The organism is Micromonospora sp. LA-10 (genome assembly GCF_051853095.1).
Classification (GTDB): Bacteria; Actinomycetota; Actinomycetes; order Mycobacteriales; family Micromonosporaceae; genus Micromonospora; species Micromonospora echinospora_A.
On the sequence record NZ_CP195710.1, the window covers coordinates 1949266 to 1969188 of the forward strand.

The 19923-nt window shown below is 72.9% G+C and carries 16 protein-coding genes; 10 read left to right on the plus strand and 6 right to left on the minus strand.

The genetic code is table 11. The annotated features are described in order from the left end of the window. Positions 1 to 133 precede the first annotated feature (133 nt). Both ACSDG8_RS09065 and ACSDG8_RS09070 read left to right on the plus strand, forming a co-directional pair. Positions 134 to 1204 carry a phosphotransferase family protein gene (locus tag ACSDG8_RS09065; protein ID WP_439427805.1) on the plus strand — a complete coding sequence of 357 codons (1071 nt, stop codon included), beginning with the start codon at positions 134 to 136 and terminating at the stop codon, positions 1202 to 1204. Next, on the plus strand, positions 1205 to 2416 hold the full coding sequence (locus ACSDG8_RS09070; RefSeq protein WP_210898340.1) for an acyl-CoA dehydrogenase family protein: 1212 nt from the start codon (positions 1205 to 1207) through the stop codon (positions 2414 to 2416). A 22-nt stretch (positions 2417 to 2438) separates the two neighbouring features. On the opposite strand, the gene ACSDG8_RS09075 is transcribed toward ACSDG8_RS09070, so the two are convergent. From ACSDG8_RS09075 to ACSDG8_RS09100, 6 genes are all read right to left on the minus strand, one after another. Continuing rightward, positions 2439 to 3485 carry a LacI family DNA-binding transcriptional regulator gene (locus ACSDG8_RS09075; RefSeq protein ID WP_073830124.1) on the minus strand — a complete coding sequence of 349 codons (1047 nt, stop codon included), beginning with the start codon at positions 3483 to 3485 and terminating at the stop codon, positions 2439 to 2441. 83 nt (positions 3486 to 3568) lie between these two features. Then, positions 3569 to 5002 carry a GH1 family beta-glucosidase gene (locus ACSDG8_RS09080; RefSeq protein ID WP_210898342.1) on the minus strand — a complete coding sequence of 478 codons (1434 nt, stop codon included), beginning with the start codon at positions 5000 to 5002 and terminating at the stop codon, positions 3569 to 3571. After that, positions 4999 to 5799 (minus strand): carbohydrate ABC transporter permease, encoded by an 801-nt coding sequence (locus ACSDG8_RS09085; RefSeq protein WP_030274682.1) that lies wholly within the window; start codon positions 5797 to 5799, stop codon positions 4999 to 5001. Before ACSDG8_RS09085 ends, ACSDG8_RS09080 begins: the two co-directional genes overlap by 4 nt. 105 nt (positions 5800 to 5904) lie before the next feature. Then, on the minus strand, positions 5905 to 6885 hold the full coding sequence (locus tag ACSDG8_RS09090) for a carbohydrate ABC transporter permease (protein WP_030503047.1): 981 nt from the start codon (positions 6883 to 6885) through the stop codon (positions 5905 to 5907). Between the two features lie 119 nt (positions 6886 to 7004). Then, positions 7005 to 8324, minus strand: coding sequence for an ABC transporter substrate-binding protein (locus tag ACSDG8_RS09095; protein ID WP_210898343.1), 1320 nt, complete (start codon positions 8322 to 8324; stop codon positions 7005 to 7007). A 309-nt stretch (positions 8325 to 8633) separates the two neighbouring features. Next, on the minus strand, positions 8634 to 9179 hold the full coding sequence (locus ACSDG8_RS09100) for a plasmid pRiA4b ORF-3 family protein (RefSeq protein WP_210898345.1): 546 nt from the start codon (positions 9177 to 9179) through the stop codon (positions 8634 to 8636). Positions 9180 to 9329: 150 nt separating this feature from the next. Between ACSDG8_RS09100 and ACSDG8_RS09105 the strand changes: the two genes are divergently transcribed. The 8 genes from ACSDG8_RS09105 to ACSDG8_RS09140 all read left to right on the plus strand — a co-directional run bounded on the left by ACSDG8_RS09105 (position 9330) and on the right by ACSDG8_RS09140 (position 19750). Further along, entirely contained in the window at positions 9330 to 10295 is a 966-nt protein-coding gene (locus tag ACSDG8_RS09105; RefSeq protein ID WP_439427806.1) for a pyrimidine reductase family protein, read from the plus strand. A 659-nt stretch (positions 10296 to 10954) separates the two neighbouring features. Continuing rightward, entirely contained in the window at positions 10955 to 12703 is a 1749-nt protein-coding gene (locus ACSDG8_RS09110) for an ATP-binding protein (protein ID WP_210898349.1), read from the plus strand. A 10-nt stretch (positions 12704 to 12713) separates the two neighbouring features. Beyond that, positions 12714 to 13862 carry an exonuclease SbcCD subunit D gene (locus tag ACSDG8_RS09115; protein WP_210898351.1) on the plus strand — a complete coding sequence of 383 codons (1149 nt, stop codon included), beginning with the start codon at positions 12714 to 12716 and terminating at the stop codon, positions 13860 to 13862. After that, positions 13862 to 16336 carry an AAA family ATPase gene (locus tag ACSDG8_RS09120; protein ID WP_210898353.1) on the plus strand — a complete coding sequence of 825 codons (2475 nt, stop codon included), beginning with the start codon at positions 13862 to 13864 and terminating at the stop codon, positions 16334 to 16336. Before ACSDG8_RS09115 ends, ACSDG8_RS09120 begins: the two co-directional genes overlap by 1 nt. A gap of 25 nt (positions 16337 to 16361) precedes the next feature. Further along, positions 16362 to 17333, plus strand: a complete 972-nt coding sequence (locus ACSDG8_RS09125; protein WP_210898355.1) for a hypothetical protein — start codon at positions 16362 to 16364, stop codon at positions 17331 to 17333. Further along, a complete protein-coding gene (locus tag ACSDG8_RS09130; RefSeq protein ID WP_210898358.1) occupies positions 17333 to 18190 on the plus strand; it encodes a spermidine synthase in 858 nt (285 codons plus the stop codon). The genes ACSDG8_RS09125 and ACSDG8_RS09130 overlap by 1 nt, the downstream gene beginning before the upstream one ends. A gap of 82 nt (positions 18191 to 18272) precedes the next feature. Next, entirely contained in the window at positions 18273 to 18971 is a 699-nt protein-coding gene (locus ACSDG8_RS09135) for a sigma-70 family RNA polymerase sigma factor (protein WP_184683490.1), read from the plus strand. Continuing rightward, positions 18968 to 19750, plus strand: coding sequence for an anti-sigma factor family protein (locus ACSDG8_RS09140; protein ID WP_184683485.1), 783 nt, complete (start codon positions 18968 to 18970; stop codon positions 19748 to 19750). Before ACSDG8_RS09135 ends, ACSDG8_RS09140 begins: the two co-directional genes overlap by 4 nt. Positions 19751 to 19923: the final 173 nt, after the last annotated feature.

A 19923-nucleotide genomic window follows, 5' to 3' on the forward strand; every position in this document is an offset into this window, starting at 1 on the left:
GGCGGACCCGCCGGGGCGGCCGGCAGGCTGGGGCCCAGCCTGCCGGTTGACCATTTCGCCCCTGTTGCAGCGGCATGTCCCGCCGGGAAAGCCTGACCTTGACAACAAAGCTGAGCTGCCATCAACTAATCGGATGACCGATCCGGCCGCCGTCGCCCGGTTCTCGGCCGGCTCGGCACCCCGCGGGCTCGACCTCGACCGGCTCACCGCCTACCTGGCCGCGCACCGGCCGGACCTGACCGGCCCGCTGTCGGCGCGGCTGATCGCCGGCGGCAAGTCCAACCTGACCTACCTGCTGCGCGCCGGTGAGCGCGCGGTGGTGCTGCGCCGGCCGCCGCTCGGGCACGTGCTGGCCACCGCGCACGACATGGCCCGCGAGCACCGGGTGATCTCGGCGCTCGCGCCGACCGGCGTACCGGTGCCGGAGGCGCTGCTGCTCTGCGCCGACGAGAGCGTCATCGGCGCACCGTTCTACCTGATGGCGAAGGTCGACGGCGAGGTCTACCGGCGGCGGGAGCAGACCGACGCGCTGACGCCGGCGCAGCGGCGCGACCTCGCCATGGCGATGATGGACACGCTCGCCACGCTGCACCGGGTCGAGCCGGCCGAGGTGGGCCTGGCCGACTTCGGCCGCCCCGAGGGCTACCTGGGCCGGCAGGTACGCCGCTGGGCCGGCCAGCTCGACCGGTCCCGCAGCCGGCCGCTCCCCGGCATCGACGAGCTGCGCGACGCGCTGGCCGCCAGCGTGCCCGAGGGCGCGAACGCGGGCCGGATCGTGCACGGCGACTACCGGCTGGACAACCTGCTCGCCACCGTCGACCCGGTGGCCGTGCGGGCGGTGCTCGACTGGGAGATGGCCACGCTCGGCGACCCGCTGGCCGACCTCGGGCTGCTGCTGACGTACTGGGACGTGCTGGGCGACAGCGACCACGGCGAGGGCAACCCGGTGGCCGACGGCATCGGCCCGCGCGCCGGTTTCCCCACCGGCGCCGAGCTGATCGAGCGGTACGCCGGGCGCGCCGGCGTCGACGTCGGGCCGCTGCACTGGCACGTGGCGCTCGGCTGTTTCAAGTTGGCGGTGATCTGCGAGGGCATCCACTACCGGCACACGCTCGGGCAGACGCTGGGCGAGGGTTTCGACCAGATCGGTGACATGGTGGCGCCACTCGTGGCGCACGGGCTGCGCGCGGTGAGGGAGAGCTAGATGGAGTTCGCGTACGACGATCGGACGCTCGAGCTGCGGCAGCGGCTGGAGGCGTTCCTCACCGAGTGCGTGTACCCGGCCGAGCCGGTGCACCACGAGCAGGTGGCCGCGGCCGGCGACCCGTGGGCCCGTCCGCCGGTGATGGCGGAGCTGAAGGCGCAGGCGCGCGAGCGCGGGCTGTGGAACCTGTTCCTGCCCGACGCCCGCTACGGCGCCGGCCTGACCAACCTGCAGTACGCGCCGCTGGCCGAGCTGACCGGCCGCAGCCCGCACCTGGCCCCGGAGGCGCTCAATTGCGCCGCGCCGGACACCGGCAACATGGAGCTGCTCGCCGAGTTCGGCTCGGAGGAGCAGCGCAAGCAGTGGCTCATGCCGCTGCTGGCCGGGGAGATCCGGTCGGCGTTCTGCATGACCGAGCCGGACGTGGCCTCCTCCGACGCGACGAACATCGGCACCCGGATCACCCGCGACGGCGACCACTACGTGATCAACGGCCGCAAGTGGTGGTCGTCCGGGGCGATGGACCCGCGCTGCGAGATCTTCATCGTGATGGGCAAGACCGACCCGGACGCCGAGCGGCACCGCCAGCAGAGCATGATCCTGGTGCCCCGGGACACCCCCGGCGTGACGGTACGCCGCGGGATGCGGGTCTTCGGCTACAGCGACGCCCCGCACGGCGGGCACGCCGAGATCGACTTCACCGACGTGCGGGTGCCGGCCGAGAACCTGGTCGGCGAGGAGGGCACCGGGTTCGCCATCGCCCAGGCCCGGCTCGGGCCCGGCCGCATCCACCACTGCATGCGCCTGGTCGGCATGGCCGAGCGGGCCCTGGAGCTGCTCTGCCGCCGCGTGCTCGACCGGGTGGCGTTCGGCCGTCCGCTCGCCGAGCAGGGCGTGGTGCGGGAGTGGATCGCCGAGTCGCGGGTCCGCATCGAGCAGGCCCGCCTGCTGGTGCTCAAGACCGCCTGGCTGATGGACACCGTCGGCAACAAGGGCGCGCACACCGAGATCCAGGCCATCAAGATCGCCACGCCGCTGATGGCCGAGTGGGTGATCGACAAGGCGATCCAGGCGTACGGCGGTGCCGGTGTCAGCCAGGACACCCCGCTTGCCGAACTGTGGGCGGCGGCCCGCACGCTGCGCCTGGCCGACGGCCCGGACGAGGTGCACCGCGCCTCGCTGGCCCGCCGGGAATTGCGCCGCTGGTCCTGACCGGCTCCCGCCGGGCGGCCGGTCAGGCGGAGGCGCGGTGGATGAGCTCGGTGTCCAGCAGCACGTGCGGCGAGGGGACCTCCTCGCCGCGGATGCGGGAGACCAGCAGCCGGGCCATCTGCCGGCCCATCTCCTCCACCGGCTGGAACACGGTGGTCAGCGGCGGCTCGGCCTGACGCGCGATCGGGGCGTCGTCGAAGCCGATCACGGCGACGTCCTCGGGCACCCGGCGGCCGGCCTCGCGCAGCGCGCGCAACGCGCCGAACGCCATCAGGTCGGAGGCGACGAACACGGCGTCCAGTTCCGGGCAGACGTCCAGCAGCCGGCGCATCGCGGCGGTGCCGCTGCCCTCGCTGAAGTCCCCGTACGCGATCAGGCCCGGGTCGACGCGGCCGCCCGCGGCCCGGACGGCCTCCTGGTAGCCGGAGAGCCGGGCCAGGCCGGCGCCCATGTCCTGCGGGCCGGCGATGGTGGCGACCCGCCGTCGCCCCTTGCGGAACAGGTGCTCCACCGCCTGCCGCGCGCCGCCGACGTTGTCCATGTCGACGAACCACGCCGGCTGGGCGTTCGGGTGCAGCATCCGCGCCGGCCGGCCGCCGAGCACCGTCGGCAGGCCGCGCTCCTCCAGCAGCGTGGGCAGCGGGTCGGCGTCGTGCAGCGAGAGCAGGAGCACGCCGTCGACGTGCTGGTTGGTCAGGTGGTGCTCGACCCGTTCCCGCTCGATCGGCGACTGCACCATGGCCAGCCAGAGCTGCATCGGCGTCTCCACCAGCCCGGAGCTGACGCCCCGCACGATCGCGGCGAAGAACGGCTCGGTGAAGACCCGCTCCCCCGACTCGGAGACGACCAGGGCCACCGAGTCGGTCCGCTGGGTGACCAGCGCACGGGCGGCGCGGTTCGGCACGTACCCCAGCTCGGCGATGGCCTGCTGGACGGCGGCCCGGGCCTCCGGGCTGACCTGCGGCGACCCGTTGACCACGCGGGAGACCGTGCCTCGCCCGACGCCGGCCCGGGCCGCGACCGCGTCGAGGGTCGGACGCCCGAGCGAGCGGGTGCGCTGCGTTGTCATCGTCTGTGCTCCTCCGACGGTCGGGCGGACCCGGCACCGATTGAGGCGTCGGCGCCGGGCCGCCCGTTACTGGCTGGCCCAGCTTATTGTGCGGGCAGTCCGTTGCGTCGGATCACGTCGGCGTACCACCTGGCGCTGGACTTCGCGATCCGGGCCTGGCTGTCGTAGTCGACATAGACCATGCCGAACCGCTTCGTGTAGCCCCAGGCCCACTCGAAGTTGTCCATCAGCGACCAGGCGAAGTAGCCCTTGAGCGGCACGCCGGCCTCGATCGCGGCGTGCGCCGCACGCAGGTGCGCGGCGAAGTAGGCCAGCCGGTCCGGGTCGTCCACCCGGCCGTCGACGAGCTCGTCGACGAACGCCGAGCCGTTCTCGGTGACGTAGAGCGGCAGGTCCGTGTACTCCCGGTGGACCCGCTCCAGCGTCTCCACCAGGCCCGGGGCGTCGATCTCCCAGTCCATGTCCGTCACCGGGACACCCCGGGTGACGAACCGGACGTCCTCGCTGCCCGGCCAGCAGGACGGCGCCCGCCAGTAGGGCTCCGGCTCCGCGCCCTCGACCGGCGCGGCGACCACGTGCCGGCTGTAGTAGTTGATCCCGACCATGTCCAGCGGCGTGGCGATGGTCGCCAGGTCACCGTCGCGCACGTGCCCCATGTCGGTGAGCCCGCGCACGTCGGCGACGAGGTCCGCCGGGTACGCGCCACGCAGCACCGGGTCGAGGAAGAACCGGTTGGCCAGCGCGTCGATCCGGCGGGCCGCGTCGGCGTCCGCCTCCGAGTCGGTCGCCGGAGTGACCGGGTACAGGTTGACGGTGATGCCGAGCTGCGCGTCCGGACGGACCGCGCGGACCGCCTGCACGGCCAGGCCGTGACCGAGCATCAGGTGGTGCCCGGCCCGCAGCGCGTCCGCGCCGTCCCGGCGGCCCGGCGCGTGCGCGCCGGAGCCGTAGCCGAGGAACGCCGAGCACCACGGCTCGTTCAGCGTGGTGAAGTACTTCACCCGGTCGCCGAGGGCCTCGGCGACCAGGTGCGCGTACTCGGCGAACCGGCCGGCGGTGTCCCGGGCCGGCCAGCCGCCCGCGTCCTCCAGCGGCTGCGGCAGGTCCCAGTGGTAGAGCGTCAGCCAGGGCTCGATGCCGTGGCCGAGCAGTTCGTCGATCAGGCGGCGGTAGAAGTCCATGCCCTCCTGGTTGACGCCGCCCGTGCCGCCCGGCTGCACCCGCGGCCAGCTCACCGAGAAGCGGTACGACCGCAGGCCCAGGTCGGCCATCAGCCGCACGTCGTCCGGCATCCGGTGGTAGTGGTCGCACGCCACGTCGCCGGTGTGCCCGGCCACGGTCCGCCCCTCGGTGTGGCTGAAGGTGTCCCAGATCGACGGCGTACGGCCACCCTCCGCCGCCGCGCCCTCGATCTGGTACGCGGCAGTGGCCGCGCCCCAGAGGAAGTCGGGCGGGAAGGTGAGGGCCGGACCGGCGTCGAGGAGACCGACGGCGGGCGGGCTTGCTGGGTTGCTCACGACTTGACGGCGCCTTCCATGATGCCGCCGATGATCTGGCGGCCGAACAGAACGAACACGACGAACAGGGGCAGGGTCGCGATCAACGTACCGGCGAAGATCTGCGAGTTGTCGGCGAAGTAGGCGGTGTTGAGGCTGCGCAGCGAGATCTGGACGGTCGGGTTGGACGGGTCCGCCAGCACCACGAACGGCCAGAAGAACTGGTTCCACTGCTCCATGAAGGTCAGCAGACCCAGCACCGCGGCGGCCGGACGCAGCGCGGGCGCCACCACGTGCCAGTACACCCGCCAGGTGGAACAGCCGTCCACCCGAGCAGCCTCGATCAACTCGTTCGGTACCGCCTGTTCGGCATACTGGCGCATCATGAAGATCCCGAAGCCGCCGATCAGGAACGGAACGGTCACCGACGGCATGGTGTTCAGCCAGTCGAGCTTGGCCATCAGGATGTACAGCGGCAGCACGCCGAGCTGGATCGGCACCATCATCGAGGTGAGGATGATCAGCAGCAGCGCGTTCTTGCCCCGGAAGCGCAGCTTGGCGAACGCGAAGCCGGCCAACGAGCCGAAGAACACCGTCGCGACGGTGATCGTCCCGGAGACCAGGAACGAGTTCATCAGGCCCTTGACGATGTTGGCGTCGCTGTTGGCGAGCACCCGCTCGATGTTCTCGCCGAGCTTGCCGCCGGGCAGGAACGGCGGCGGCCAGGAGTTGGCCGCGTCGTTCGTCCGGCTGGCGATCACGATCATCCAGTAGAACGGGAACAGGGAGAGCAGCACGCCGAAGATCAGGCCGATCATGGTGAGCGGGCTGGCCTTCCAGAGCCGCTCGGCCCGGTGGGCGGTCTTCACCGGCGGACTCTGCCGGGTGGGCGGGCGGACGGCGGTGGTCGTCATCTCGTCACCTCACTTGTCGGAGCTGATGCGGCGGGCGAGCAGGTAGTTGATCGCCGACATCAACGCGATGAGCACGAAGAGCACGAGCGCGACCGCTCCGGCGTACCCCCACCGGAAGCGCTGGTTCATCACGTCGAGCAGGTACATCGTGATGGTCTGGAACTGCCCCTCCGAACCACCGGAGAGACCACCGGAGCCGCTGGTGAACAGCAGGGGCTCGGTGAACAGCTGGAGGCCGCCGATGGTGGAGATGATCAGCGTGAAGATGATCGTGGGGCGCAGCTGCGGCACCGTGATGGACCAGAACTGGCGCCGCCGGGAGGCGCCGTCCAGCGCCGCGGCCTCGTACATGTCCTTGCTGATCGACTGCATGGCGGCCAGGTAGATCAGCGCGTTGTAGCCGACCCAGCGCCAGTCGACCATGGTGGAGATGGCAAACCATGAGGCGAAGCGGTTCGCCCGCCAGTCGATCGGGTCCAGGCCGATGCTGTCGAGCAGCCAGTTGACCAGGCCGAAGTCCTTGGCGTAGATCATCGAGAAGATCAGCGCGACCACAGCGGTCGAGGTGATGATCGGCATCGCGATGGCCATCCGGAAGAACGTCTGCGCGCGCAGCTTCCGGTTCAACGCGTTGGCGAGCATCAGCGCCAGCAGCAACTGGGGCACTGTGGAGAGCAGGAACATGCCGAACGTGTTGACCACCGCGTTCCAGAACTGCGGGTCCTGGGTGATCAGCTCGACGAAGTTGTCCATCCCGACGAAGGAGATCGTCGGGTTCAGCGGCGACCGGTCGGTCAACGCGATCCAGACCGTGTACGCGATCGGGTACACGCCGAACACGGCGAAGATCACGAAGAACGGCAGTACGTACAGGTACGGCGAGTACTTCAGGTCCAGCCGGGTCATCGAGGTGGCGCGGCGACGTGTGTGCCTTGCGGAGCGCGGCGCGCCGGGCTCGGGCGGCGCCGCGGCGTGCAGGTCGAGGCTCATGGGGAGTCCTTCTCCTCGGCCGGCGTCACCCGCCACACGGGCGACGCCGGACTCTGCGGGCACCGCGGGTGGCGCCGGCAGCCTGGGCTGCCGACGCCACCCGCGGGCGGCTCAACCGGTCACTTACCGGCAGCCGCACCGTTCTTCAGGGCCGCCTGCCACTGGTCGCCGGCCGACTTGCCCTGCTCCACGGCGCGCAGCGTGTTCTCCACGGCGGTGCGGACCGCGTTGTTCTTCGGGCCGAGGTAGACCGGCTTCAGCTCGGTGGCGCCGGCGGCGAAGATCTTGCCGACCGGGGCCTTGCTGAAGTAGTCGTTGGTCGAGTCGGCAACGGCCGGGTCGGTGAGCGCCTGCGGGTTCGACGGCAGGTTGCCGACGGCCTTGTACGCGCCGATCTGACCCTTGGCGCTGGTCAGGAACTTGGCCAGCTCCGCGGCCTCCTTCTGGTGCTTGCTCGACTTCGGCACGCCCAGGAAGGAACCGCCCCAGTTGCCACCGGCGCCCGGCGCCTTGGCGATGTCCCACTTGCCGGCCGCCGCGTCACCGGCCTGGCCCTTGATGACACCGGTCATCCAGGCGGGGCAGGCGATGGTGGCGAAGGTGCCGTTCTTGAAGCCGGCGTTCCACTCGTTGGAGAACGACTGGAGGTTGTTCGACAGCCCGGCGGCGATCATCTTGGTGGTGAGGTCGTACGCCGTCTTCACGTCCGCGTTCTGGTCGATGACCATCTTGTTGCTCTTGTCGTAGTACGTGTAGCCGCTGCCCTGGCCCGCGACCTGCATCAGCACCACGTTGTAGAAGTTGGTCGCCGAGTCGACGAACTTGTGCTTCTTGTCGGCGGCGGCGAACTTCTGGCCGGTGGCGATGAACTCGTCCCAGGTCGGCCAGAGCGCGCCGACCTGCTCGCGGTCGGTGGGCAGCCCGGCGGCCTTGAACAGGTCGCTGCGGTAGCACAGCGCCATCGAGCCGACGTCGGTGCCGAGGCCCAGCACCTTGCCGTCGGGGGTGGTGCCCTGCTCCCACTTCCACGGCAGGAAGTTGCCCTTGAGGTCGTTCGCGCCGTGGTCGGCGAGGTTCACGAACTTGTCGGCCTGGGCGTAGAACTGGACGATGGTGCCCTCTTCCAGGGCCACCACGTCACCGGCGCCCGAGCCGGCGGTGATCTGCTGCGTCAGGCGGGTGTTGTAGTCACCGAGGCCGAGACCCTTGCCCCGCTCCTGGATCTTGACGTTCGTGTGCTCCGCTTCGTACTGCTTGTACAGCTCTTCGTAGCCGAAGCCCTGGTCGCCGAAGACGTCGACGACCAGCGTGATCGGGCCGCCGCCGCTGCCGCTGTCGCCGCTGTCCGAGTCGTCGCCGCAAGCGGCGGTGGTGCCGAGCACGACGACGGACGCGAGCGCGATGGCCGCGAACCGCCGACGACGGATTGGGACGCTCATCCGAGACCCCTCTTTCGGTGGTGAGGCGATATCTGCTGTGTGGTGGGGGGTGCGTTTCGCGCGGGCCGGAGCGGGCAGGAGGGAGATCCGCACCACTCTCGGGAGCGCTCCCATGAGGTTGCCGGGAGGTGACAGGGGTGTCAATAGACCGTTGGGAGCGTTCCCATTTCGTTACCGCGCAGCACTCGACCCTGGGCGCAGACTGCACGGGTGGGGGCGCGATCAGCGGTGTTGGGCGGCGTGACCAGCGGCGTCGGGGCGCTGTCGACGCGTGACGTTCGCGCGATCAGCGGCGCGTCGGCTGCCCGGTCAGCAGCAGCGGCGCAGCAGGACGGTGGCGCGGTCGGGGTCGAACGCGTCCGGATCGAATGCCGGCCCGGCCCACTCGCGCATCGTCAGGTGCTCCGGGTGCGCTGGGTCGGCGAGCGCGGCCAGCAGGACCGCGTACCCGGCCGGGCCGCCCACGTCCTCCGGCGGGCAGGCCCGCTCCCCGTCCAGGCAGACCGGGTAACGCTCGTCCGGGTCGGCGGCGCAGCAGTCCTCCACCACGAGGTCGTGCTCCCACCAGTCACCGAAGTCGTAGGTGTAGCGGAACCGGTCGCCCTTGCCGACGACCGCGTCCAGCCGGACGTCCAGCTCGTCGCGCAGCGGCAGCTCGCCGTCCGGGTCGGGTTCGCCGTACTGCCGGCCGTCCACGTCGAACGAGTGCAGGTGGCAGTCGCGCCAGCCCATCGCGTGCTGGATCACCCGGTGCAGCCGGTCCAGCGTGTAGCCGCCGGGCACCAGCACCCGCCGCCACACCGGCGGCCGGACGCCGGCCAGCGACACCATGAGCTGGAGAATCTGACGCGACACGACGTCCCATCCTTCCTCGGCATAGGCTGCCTGCATGATCTGCCGAGCCTGCCGGGAACGGCGGCACGACGACTGTCCTGGCCGGAAGTGGTGCGACTGCCAGCACCGTACCCCCGAACCCACCCCTCCGGTCACCGGTCCGGCCGGCGAATGAGCGTCGGAACCCCGATCGAACGGATCTGGCCCGCACCCGTCACCGGCGCGCTGACCGATCCGGAACTCACCGCGCTCTACGGCCGGGCGGCCCGCCCGCACCTGCGGGTCAACTTCGTCTCCAGCGCCGACGGTGCGGTCACTCTGGACGGCTACTCCGCCGGGCTCTCCGGCGAGCCCGACAAGCGGGTCTTCGGGCTGCTGCGGATGCTCTGCGACGCTCTCGTGGTGGCCGCCGGCACGCTGCGCCACGAGGGCTACCGGGCGGTCCGGCTCAGCCCGGAACGCCGGGCCTGGCGCCGCGAACGTGGGCTGGCCGAGTTCCCGACGCTGGTTGTCGTCTCCGGCTCGCTCGACCTCGACCCGGCCCAGGCCGCGTTCGCCGACGCCCCGGTCCGCCCGGTGGTGCTCACCCACGCCGACGCCGTACCGCCGCCCGGCCTCACCGACGTCGCCGACCTGGTCCGCTGCGGCCCCAGCCGCGTCGCTGACCCCGGCGGGATCCACGCCACCGGCCGCGTCGACGGCTCCGGCCAGGTCGCTGACCCCGGCCGAGTCGACACCGCCGATCGCGTCGACGGTCCCGACCCGGTCGACGCCACCGGTCACGGCGATGACCCCGAGCGCGTCGATGGCCCCGGCCGGGTTGGCGGCGGCGGGCGGGTTGATCTGGCCGCCGGCCTGGCGGAGCTGCGCCGTCGCGGACTGAACCAGTTGCTCTGCGAGGGCGGCCCGCACCTGTTCGGCGCGCTCACCGCCGCCGATCTGGTCGACGAGCTGTGCCTGACCGTGGCGCCACTGCTCGCCGGTGCCGGGCCGGGCCGGATCACCGCCGGGGAAACCAGCGTCCCGCGTCACCTGCCGCTGCGTCACGTGCTGGCCGCCGCCGACGGGGTGCTGATGCTGCGGTACGCCCGCGACCCCGCCGACCCGCCGCCCGCCGGATCCGCCCCCGCCGCCTGAGCAGCACCCGACACCCGACACCCGGCACCCGGCACCCGGCACCCGGCACCCGGCACCCGGCACCCGGCACCCGGCACCCGCGATCTTGCACTTGAGGCCCTGATTGTGCCCGTTTTGCGATGAACTGAGGGGGCCCGAACTGCAAGATCGCGGCAGGCCGAGGAGCAGCGCGCGGCTCCACGACTGCTTACTGCGGCGAGCGCCTTCCGTCTCGCGGGACGGGCGTTCCGTTGAGTGAGATCCGTAGAGATCTTGGTAGGAAAGGGCCCCTATGAGGGCCCTTTCCTACCAAGATCTTCACAGTTCTCCGGAGACAGGAGGTGGGGCGGGAGTTCGCCAAGGTCTCGGGTCTGCTGGGCAATGAGTGGAACGCCATGGGTGTCACGGGCGCGTGGGGACACCCGTGGCGTTCCACCGAAGGGCTGGGCCGGCCGACCGGCGTCTCGCGAGCAGTCGCCAACAACCGCGCCAACGAGGGGTCCGGACGCCACCGGAACAAGGGAAAACGCACGCACCGTGGCCGGGCGGATCCGGGCGGCTACCGTTCGGCGCACGGTCGGCGTGGCGTCCGCCGCGTCGCGTGGCAACCTGTCGCATCCCTCGGGCAGGATGCACGACGTGCACCGCCAACGGTACGACCAGCCGACCGGAGACCGCCGATGACCGACGACCAGCTCGACGGGCCCGGCGAGGGTGTCGGCCGGGTGCTCGGCACCGCCGACGCCACCCCGCTCACCTTCTGGACGGCTGTCGCGCCGGGCAGCTACCTGCAGCTGGACGACGTGGTGGTGACCCGCCGTGAGCTGCCCGACCGGGAGCCGGTGACGATCGCCGGGGTGGTGACCCAGGTGCGCGCCCGGCACGAGGGGGCGCAGTTCGACTCCGACGTCTTCGCCATCGCCGACGGCACGCTGCCGGCGCAGGTGCAGGAGGCCGCCGAGGTCACCACCACCCGGGTCGATCCGGAGTTCTATGTGCCGCCCACGCCGGGCGCGGTGGTGCACCGGGCCGAGGGTGACGCGCGGGCGCGGGCGCTGCACTTCGACCGGATGGAACGGCGGATCCCGATGGGGATGGGCCGCGACGGCGTGCCGGTCTACCTCAACGCGGACTTCCTCGACGGCACCCGGGGCGCGCACGTGTCGATCTCCGGCATCTCCGGTGTCGCGACCAAGACGAGCTTCGCCACGTTCCTGCTCTACTCGGTGTTCCGCTCCGGCGTGCTGGGCGGCGACGCGGTGAACGCCAAGGCGCTGATCTTCAACGTGAAGGGCGAGGACCTGCTCTTCCTCGACCACCCGAACAGCCGGCTCGACGACCCGACGCGGGCGGCGTACGCGAAGCTGGGCCTGGACGCCGGCGCGTTCCCGGACGTGCGGGTGTACGCCCCGCCGCGGGTCGGCGACTCCTCCGGCACGCCGGATGTGAGCAGCCGGCTCACCGGCGTGGACAGCTTCTACTGGACGCTGTCCGAGTTCTGCGCCGACCGGCTGCTGCCGTACGTGTTCGCCGACGCCGACGACGAGCGCCAGCAGTACACGATGGTGGTCCACTCGGTGGCCGCGCACCTGGCCCGCTACGCCCAGCCGGCCGACGGCGGGGTGAGCATCGACGGGGTGCGGCTCGGCTCGTACGCGGATCTGGTCGACCACGTGGTCGAGCAGCTCAACGACGACGAGACGCGCAGTGACTGGGCGGGCAGCGCGGTCGGGCTGGGCACTGTGAACGCGTTCGCCCGGCGGCTGATCGGCAGCAAGAAGGATCTGGGCCGGCTGATCCGGGGCGACCTGGCGACCCGCCGCCCGCACTCGATCAACACGGCGGAGAGCGCCCAGGTGACTGTGGTCGACCTGCACAATCTGCCGGACCGCGCGCAGCGGTTCGTGGTCGGTGTGACGCTCAAGAGCGAGTTCGAGCGCAAGGAGAAGTCGGGCACCGCCAAGCCGCTGCTGTTCGTCGTGCTGGACGAGCTGAACAAGTATGCGCCGCGGGAGGGCTCGTCGCCGATCAAGGAGGTGCTGCTCGACATCGCCGAGCGGGGCCGTTCGCTGGGCGTGATCCTGGTCGGCGCGCAGCAGACCGCCAGCGAGGTGGAACGGCGGATCGTCACCAACTCGGCGATCCGGGTGGTGGGCCGGCTCGACCCGGCCGAGGCGTCCCGCCCGGAGTACGGCTTCCTGCCGCCCGCTCAGCGGCAGCGGGCGCTGCTGGCCAAGCCGGGCACGATGTTCGTCAACCAGCCGGACATCCCGGTGCCGCTGTGCCTGGAGTTCCCGTTCCCGGCGTGGGCCACCCGGGTCTCGGAGGCGGGCCGCGCGCCCTCGGAGACGCTACGGTCGATCACCCAGGCCGCCGATCCGTTCGCGGTGGTCGGCTCCGGCTCCTCCGACGACGACATCCCGTTCTAGGGGCACCCAGATGAAGATCCTGCACACCTCCGACTGGCACGTCGGCAAGGTCCTCAAGGGGCAGTCCCGGGCCGAGGAGCACAAGCAGGTCCTCGCCCAGGTCATCGAGATCGCCCAGCGCGAGCGCCCCGACCTGGTGATCGTGGCCGGTGACCTGTACGACACCGCCGCGCCCACCCCGGAGGCGACGCGGCTGGTGACGCGGGCGCTCACCGCGCTGCGGCGGACCGGGGCCGACGTGGTGGCGATCGGCGGCAACCACGACAACGGCGCGGCGCTGGACGCGTTGCGCCCGTGGGCCGAGGCCGCCGGGATCACGCTGCGCGGCAGCGTCCGGGAGAACCCGGACGAGCACGTCATTGACGGGGTGACCGCGGGCGGGGAGCGCTGGCGGCTGGCCGCGCTGCCGTTCCTGTCGCAGCGGTACGCGGTGCGCGCGGTGGAGATGTACACGCTCACCCCGGCCGAGGCCAACCAGACGTACGCCGACCACCTGGGCCGGGTGCTGGACCGGCTCGCCGAGGGGTTCACCGAGCCGGACCGGGTGCACCTCGTCACCGGGCACCTGACCGTGGTCGGCGCGAGCACCGGCGGCGGCGAGCGGGACGCGCACACGGTGCTCGGATACGCCGTACCGGCCACAGTTTTCCCCGGCAACGCGCACTACGTGGCGCTGGGTCACCTGCACCGCTCGCAGCGGGTCATCGGCCCCTGCCCGATCCGCTACAGCGGCAGCCCGCTGGCTGTCGACTTCGGCGAGCAGGAGAACGTCAGCTCGGTGACGATCGTGGAGGTCACCGCGACCACCGCCGCCCGTATCCGGGAGGTGCCGGTGCCGGGCGCGGTGCCGCTGCGCACGGTACGCGGCACGCTCGCGCAGCTCGCCGAGATCGAGCCGCCGGAGGGCTGGCTGCGCGTCTTCGTCCGGGAGCAGCCCCGGGCCGGGCTGCGCGAGGAGGTGCAGGAGATGCTGCCCCGGGCGCTGGAGATCCGGATCGACCCGGAGCTGGTGCCCGCGCCGGGCAGCGGGACACGTACCGCCCAGCGGGCCGGGCGGTCGCCGGGCGAGCTGTTCGGCGACTACCTGGACAGCCGCGGGCACGCCGACGAGGGTGTCCGGGAGCTCTTCGACGAGCTGCTGGAGGAGGTGGAGCACTGATGCGGCCGATGCGGCTGGACATGGCCGGGTTCACGGTGTTCCGCGACGAGACCACTGTCGACTTCACCGACGCGGACTTCTTCGCGCTGGTCGGGCCGACCGGTTCGGGCAAGTCGACGGTGCTCGACGCGATCTGCTTCGCGCTCTACGGCACGGTGCCGCGCTGGGGCGGCACGCGAGGGCTGGCGAACGCGCTGGCGCCGTCGGCGACCGAGGCGCGGGTCCGGCTGGTCTTCGAGTCCGCCGGGGACCGGTACGTCGCGACCCGCGTGGTACGCCGCGACGGGCGGGGCACTGTGAAGACGGCGAACGCCGGTCTCCAGCTCATGCCGCCGGGGTTCGACGTCACCAAGCTCGACACCGGGCTCAGCCCGGAGGATCTGGGCGAGGTGGTGGCGGGCACCCCGGCCGAGATGGAGCAGGCGGTGCTCGACGCGGTCGGGTTGCCGTACGAGCAGTTCACCTCCTGCGTGGTGCTGCCGCAGGGGCAGTTCGCCGACTTCCTGCACGCCAAGCCCGCCACCCGGCAGCAGATCCTGGTGAACCTGCTCGGGCTGGGCGTCTACGAGTCGGTGCAGAAGAAGGCCGTCGAGCGGGCCGGGCAGGCCGAGGCGAAGCTGGAGACCGTCGACAAGATGCTCGGCGGGCTCGCCGACGTGGACGACGAGAGCCTGGCCGCCGCCCGCGAGCGGGTGGACGCGATGCGGGAACTGGCCGCTGCGGTCGCTGCCGCCGTACCCGAGTGGGAGCAGGCCCGGGCGACGGCGGGTGAGCGGGCCGCGGCGCTGGCCGCCCTCGACGCCGAGCTGGGTGTGCTGGCCGGGGTCCGCCCGCCGGACGGTACGGCCGAGCTGGCGCGGGCGGTGGCGCAGGCCCGGGTCGCCGCCGACGAGGCGGCGGGCGCGGTGGGGCTGGCCGAGGAGCGCGAGGAGAAGCTGCGCGGGGAGCTGGCCGCCGCCGGTGACGAGAGCGCGCTGCGGCTGCACCTGAAGGCGTACGCGGACCGGGACCGGCTGACCGCGGAGGCGGCGACGGTGCGCGCGGCGGTGGACGCGGCGCGCACCGAGCACGACGCCGCGGTGGCGGAGCTGGCGGCGGCGGGCGCGGACGCGCAGCGGGCCGAGGCGCAGCTGGAAGCGGCGTTCCGCGCGCACGAGGAGGCGAAGGCCGCCGACCAGGCGGTGGCGCTGCGGGCGCACCTGGTCGACGGCGCGCCCTGCCCGGTGTGCGAGCAGACGGTCACCACGGTCCCGGCGGTGCCGAAGGGCTCCGCGGTGAGCCGGGCGATCGAGGCGGGCAAGTCGGCGCGGGCGGCGAGCGAGGCGGCCAAGCGGGTGGTGCAGGAACGCGACGCCGCCGCGCGCGAGCTGGACCGGGTGCTGCTGCGCGCCCGCACCCAGCACGATCAGCTCGGCGCGCGCCTGGCGGAGCTGGACGGGCAGCTCGCGGACGCGCCCGCGCCGGAGCGGCTGCGGGAGTCGCTGGCCGAGCACGCCCGGCTGCGCGCCGCGTTGGAGGAGGCGGCGGGCGCGGTGCGGGCCGGCCGGGAGGCGGCCCGGCGGGCGCGCGGCGCGCTGGATGCCGCACAGGATCGGCTGCGCCGGGCCTGGCGTGACTTCGACGCGGTACGCGACGGGCTGGCCCGGTTCGGGCCGCCGGCCGCCGACCGGGACGACGTCGCAGCGGCGTGGGCGGCGCTGGCCGGCTGGGCGGACGAGCAGGCGCGGGCGCGGCGCGCGGACCGGGACGGGCTGGCCGGCTCGGTGGAGGCGGCGCAGCGGGCCGCGGCCGAGGTGACCGACCGGATCGCCGCGTTGTTCACCGCCGCCGGGCTGGACGCGCCGCAGGACGCGCCGCGCGACGCGGCGGTGGCGGTGGAGCGGGCCGAGGCGGAGCTGCGCCGCCTGGACGAACGCCGCGAGCAGGCCGCCGGGCTGCGCGAGCAGCGGGCCGGGCACGAGCACGAGGCACGGGTGGCCCGGGCGCTCGCCTCGCACCTGCGGGCCAACAACTTCGAGCGCTGGCTGCTCACCGAGGCGCTGGACCTGCTCGTCGACGGCGCGTCGCGGATCCTGCGGGAGCTGTCCGGCGGGCAGTACGACCTGATGCACGACAAGGGCGAGTTCTTCGTGGTCGACCACCACGACGCCGGGCTGCGGCGCGGGGTGCGCACGCTGTCCGGCGGGGAGACGTTCCAGGCGTCGCTGGCGCTGGCGCTGGCCCTGTCCGAGCAGCTCGCCGGCATGTCCACCACCGCCGCCAGCCTGGAGTCGATCGTCCTGGACGAGGGTTTCGGCACGCTCGACGCGGCGACGCTGGACACGGTCGCGGCCACGCTGGAGAACCTGGCCGCCCGGGGCGACCGGATGGTCGGCGTGGTCACCCACGTGCCGGCGCTGGCCGAGCGGATCCCGGTCCGGTTCGAGGTGCGCAAGGACGCGCGGACGGCCCGCGTGGAACGGACCGGCCTGTGAGCGGCACGGTCCGGTGGAGCGCCGCGTGACCGGGCCGTCGCCGGCGTTCTTCGTCGACGCGTGGGATCCGGCGTACGGCGCGTCGTTCGAGGCGGCCGGCGGGTCCGGTCCGGCCGCGCCGAGCAGCGCCCAGGTGGACGCCGACGTCGAGCTGCCGGCCACCGACTGGCGGGCGATCGGTCCCCGCGCGGGGGTGCGGTCACCGGACGTGGTGCTGCTCGTCGACGGGGTACGCCGGATCGACGCCAGCGTCTGGACGGCCGAGGAGGACGGCGGCTCGTTCCCCGGCATCGCCGCCTCGTACGCGGCCGGAGTGGTGCGCTGCGACCTGGACCGGGGCGCCGCCGAGATGGCCGGCGCCCGGGTGGGCCGTGGCTTGTTCACGGCGAGCCCGTCGGCGCAGGACGTGGTCGCCGGTTCGGTCCGCTACCCGGTGCACCGGGTCAGCGGCACCGGCGAGCTGAGCAAGCTGCCCGCCGCGGTGCAGGCGCCGCTGACCGCGCTGGAGGTGGCCGTCTCCGACGCGGTGCGTACCGACGGCGACCTGCTGGTGGTGGACGGCCCGCTGCGCAGCCGGCGGAACCTGCCGCGCACGCTCGGGTACATCAAGACGCAGCACAGCCAATACCTGGACGCGCGGCTGACGGCTGTGGTGACCGGGCTGGCGCCGGGTGAGCGCTGCCCGGTGTTCCGGCTCGGCACGGCGTGGGGCGGCTGGTCGTGGTACCTGCGGCTGCCGGTGCGCGCCGGAGCGCCGTGGGCCGGGATCGTGCGGGTGGAGTGCTCGGCCGACCTGACCGTGCCGGAGGCGGTCGCGCTGGCGGACCTGTCGCTGGTGACGCTGCCCCGGTTCGCCTCCACCCCGTACAAGGATCCGCGTGCTCCGCAGAACCTGGTGCCAATCGCCGGGCTGGAACGCCGGCTGCGCGGGATGCTCGGCGACGCGCGGCTGCTGCACCGGGTGCTCACCGCGGCGGCGCGCGGGATGCGGCGCTGATGGGCCGGCGACGCGACTCCGACCGGGTGGTGGCCGACGTCGACACCGGGCGGGCCGAGCTGGTGCCGGACGTCGACCGTCCGGGCTCGTGGACGTTGCTGCTGGACGGCGCGCCGCAGTCGCATGTGGACCTGACCGACCCGGCTCACCTGGAGTTCGAGTACGTCCGGCGCCTCGCCGCCGCGCTGGACCTGGTGGCGCCGGCCGGGACGCCGCTGCGGGTGCTGCACCTGGGTGGCGGCGCGCTCACCCTGCCCCGGTACGTGCAGGCCACCCGCCCCGGTTCGACGCAGCGCGTGTCCGAGGTGGACGGTGCGCTGGTGGAGCTGGTCCGCCGCGAGCTGCCCTGGCCGGCCGATCCGCGCCTGCGGGTACGGGTGGCCGACGCGCGGGCGACGCTGACGTCGAGCCGCGACGGCGCGTACGACGTGATCGTGGCGGACGTGTTTGCCGGCGCCCGTACCCCGGCGCATCTGACCTCGGTGGAGTACGTCGCCGAGGTGGCCCGGGTGCTGGCGCCCGGCGGCAGCTACCTGGCGAACGTGGCCGACGGCCCGCCGCTGCGGCACGCGAAGGCGCAGGTCGCCACGGTGCGTACGGTGCTGCCCCGGGCCTGCCTGGTCGGTGACGCGGCGGTGCTGCGCGGCCGCCGGTACGGCAACCTGGTGCTGGTGGCGTCCCGGGTGGAGCCGCCGGTGCCGGAGCTAGCCCGGCGGGCGGCGGGCGACTGGTTCCCCGGCCGGGTGCTGGCCGGCGCGGAGCTGGACCGGTTCACCGGCGGCGCCGCGGCGGTCCACGACGCGGACGCCGTCGACTCCACTCCCCCGCCGCCGGGAATTTTTTCCGTCAAACGTTGATCCGATCGGCTGGTCGCTGCGTATCCCCGGGCGGCCATGCCCGTGGGGGGCCGGCTGATGTCATTGGACAGCGGAGGTCTGCATGCATGCGGTGGCGGCCGGCTGGCACGGCGAAGTGGCGCGGCCCGAGTGGATGTTCGCCCGGGCACAACCACACTCGCGCGCCTCGCGTTCTCGCCGGGGGGTCGACGCCCGGCCCGCCGATCGCCAGAATGACCCGGTGCCGCCGCGACCCGCTCCCGGACGCCACCAGGCGACCTCCGCCGAGGCGAGCCACTCCGACCAGCTGATCCGCCTGCTGTACGCCGAGCACGCCGGCCCGCTGCTGATGTTCGTGATGCGGCTGACCGGCGGGGACCGGCAGCGCGCCGAGGACATCGTCCAGGAGACGCTGCTGCGGGCCTGGCGCAACGCGCACCGGCTCGGCGTGCAGGGCCAGGGCTCGCTGCGCCCGTGGCTGGTCACCGTGGCCCGGCGGATCGCCATCGACGAGCACCGCAGCGAGCAGGCCCGCCCGCCCGAGACGTACGACCGGGATCTGACCATGTTCGCCGAGTCGGACAGCACCGACCGGGTGCTGCGCACGATGACCGTCGCGGACGCGCTGCGTACGCTGAGCCAGTCGCACCGGGAGATCCTGGTGGCGACGTACTTCCGGGGGCGCACCGTACCGGAGGCGGCCGAGGAGCTGGGGCTTCCGCTCGGCACCGCCAAGTCGCGGGTCTACTACGCGCTGCGCGCGCTGCGTACTGCTCTGCAGGAGAGGGGGGTGACCGAATGAGCCGGGCCGACCACATGGACGTCGCCGCGTACGCGCTCGGCGTGCTGGACGCGCAGGACGCGGAGCGGTTCGAGGAGCACCTGGCCACCTGCTGGGCCTGCGCGGCGGAACTGGAGACGATGGTCCCGGTGGTGGGGCTGCTCTCCGGCATCGACGGCGAGGCGATGGCCGCGCTGGAGCAGACGCACACCGATCCGGCGCTGCTGGACCGGACGCTGGTGGCGGTGCGGCGGGACCGCCGTCGTACCCGGGTGCGGCAGCTGCTGGCGACAGCGGCGGCAGTGGTGGTGTTCGGCGGCCTGAGCGGGGTCGCCGCCGGGATGCTCGGCGGCGAGCCGGCGCCGACGCCGCAGGCCGGGCCGACGCAGACCGCGCCGACCGCGGCGCCGAGCGGCGAGCCGGGCAACCCGAACGATCCGGGCGTCGGCGGGGAGAAGCCGATCGAGGGCGACCAGCACAACGCCACCGACGCGGGCACCGGCGTGCAGACCACCATGTGGCTGGCGCGCAAGGAGTACGGCACGCAGGTCTCCGTGCAGCTGAGCCGCCTGCCCGGGCCGCGTGTCTGCCGGCTGGTGGTGGTGCGCAAGAACGCCACCAGCGAGGTCATCTCCACCTGGTCGGTGCCGGCCGGCGGGTACGGCACGAACCAGAACCAGCTTCCGCTGGAGCTGACCGCGTCCACCTCTGCCCCGGTGCGCGACATCGACAAGCTTCAGGTGCAGTCGGTCGACGCGAACGGGGTGGCGAGTCCGCTGGTGACGGTGGACGACATCTGATCCGGTACGACGACGGCGCCGGGCGGCTGGACCGCCCGGCGCCGTCGTGTCGTGTCCGGGCCGGCAGACCCCCTCGTGCTGACGCACGCGCCAGGACGGCTAACGGTTCAATCAGTCCACTGTGAAATGTGCCACCGTTTCGACTTCAACCTTGACAGTGCTGCGCCCGTACT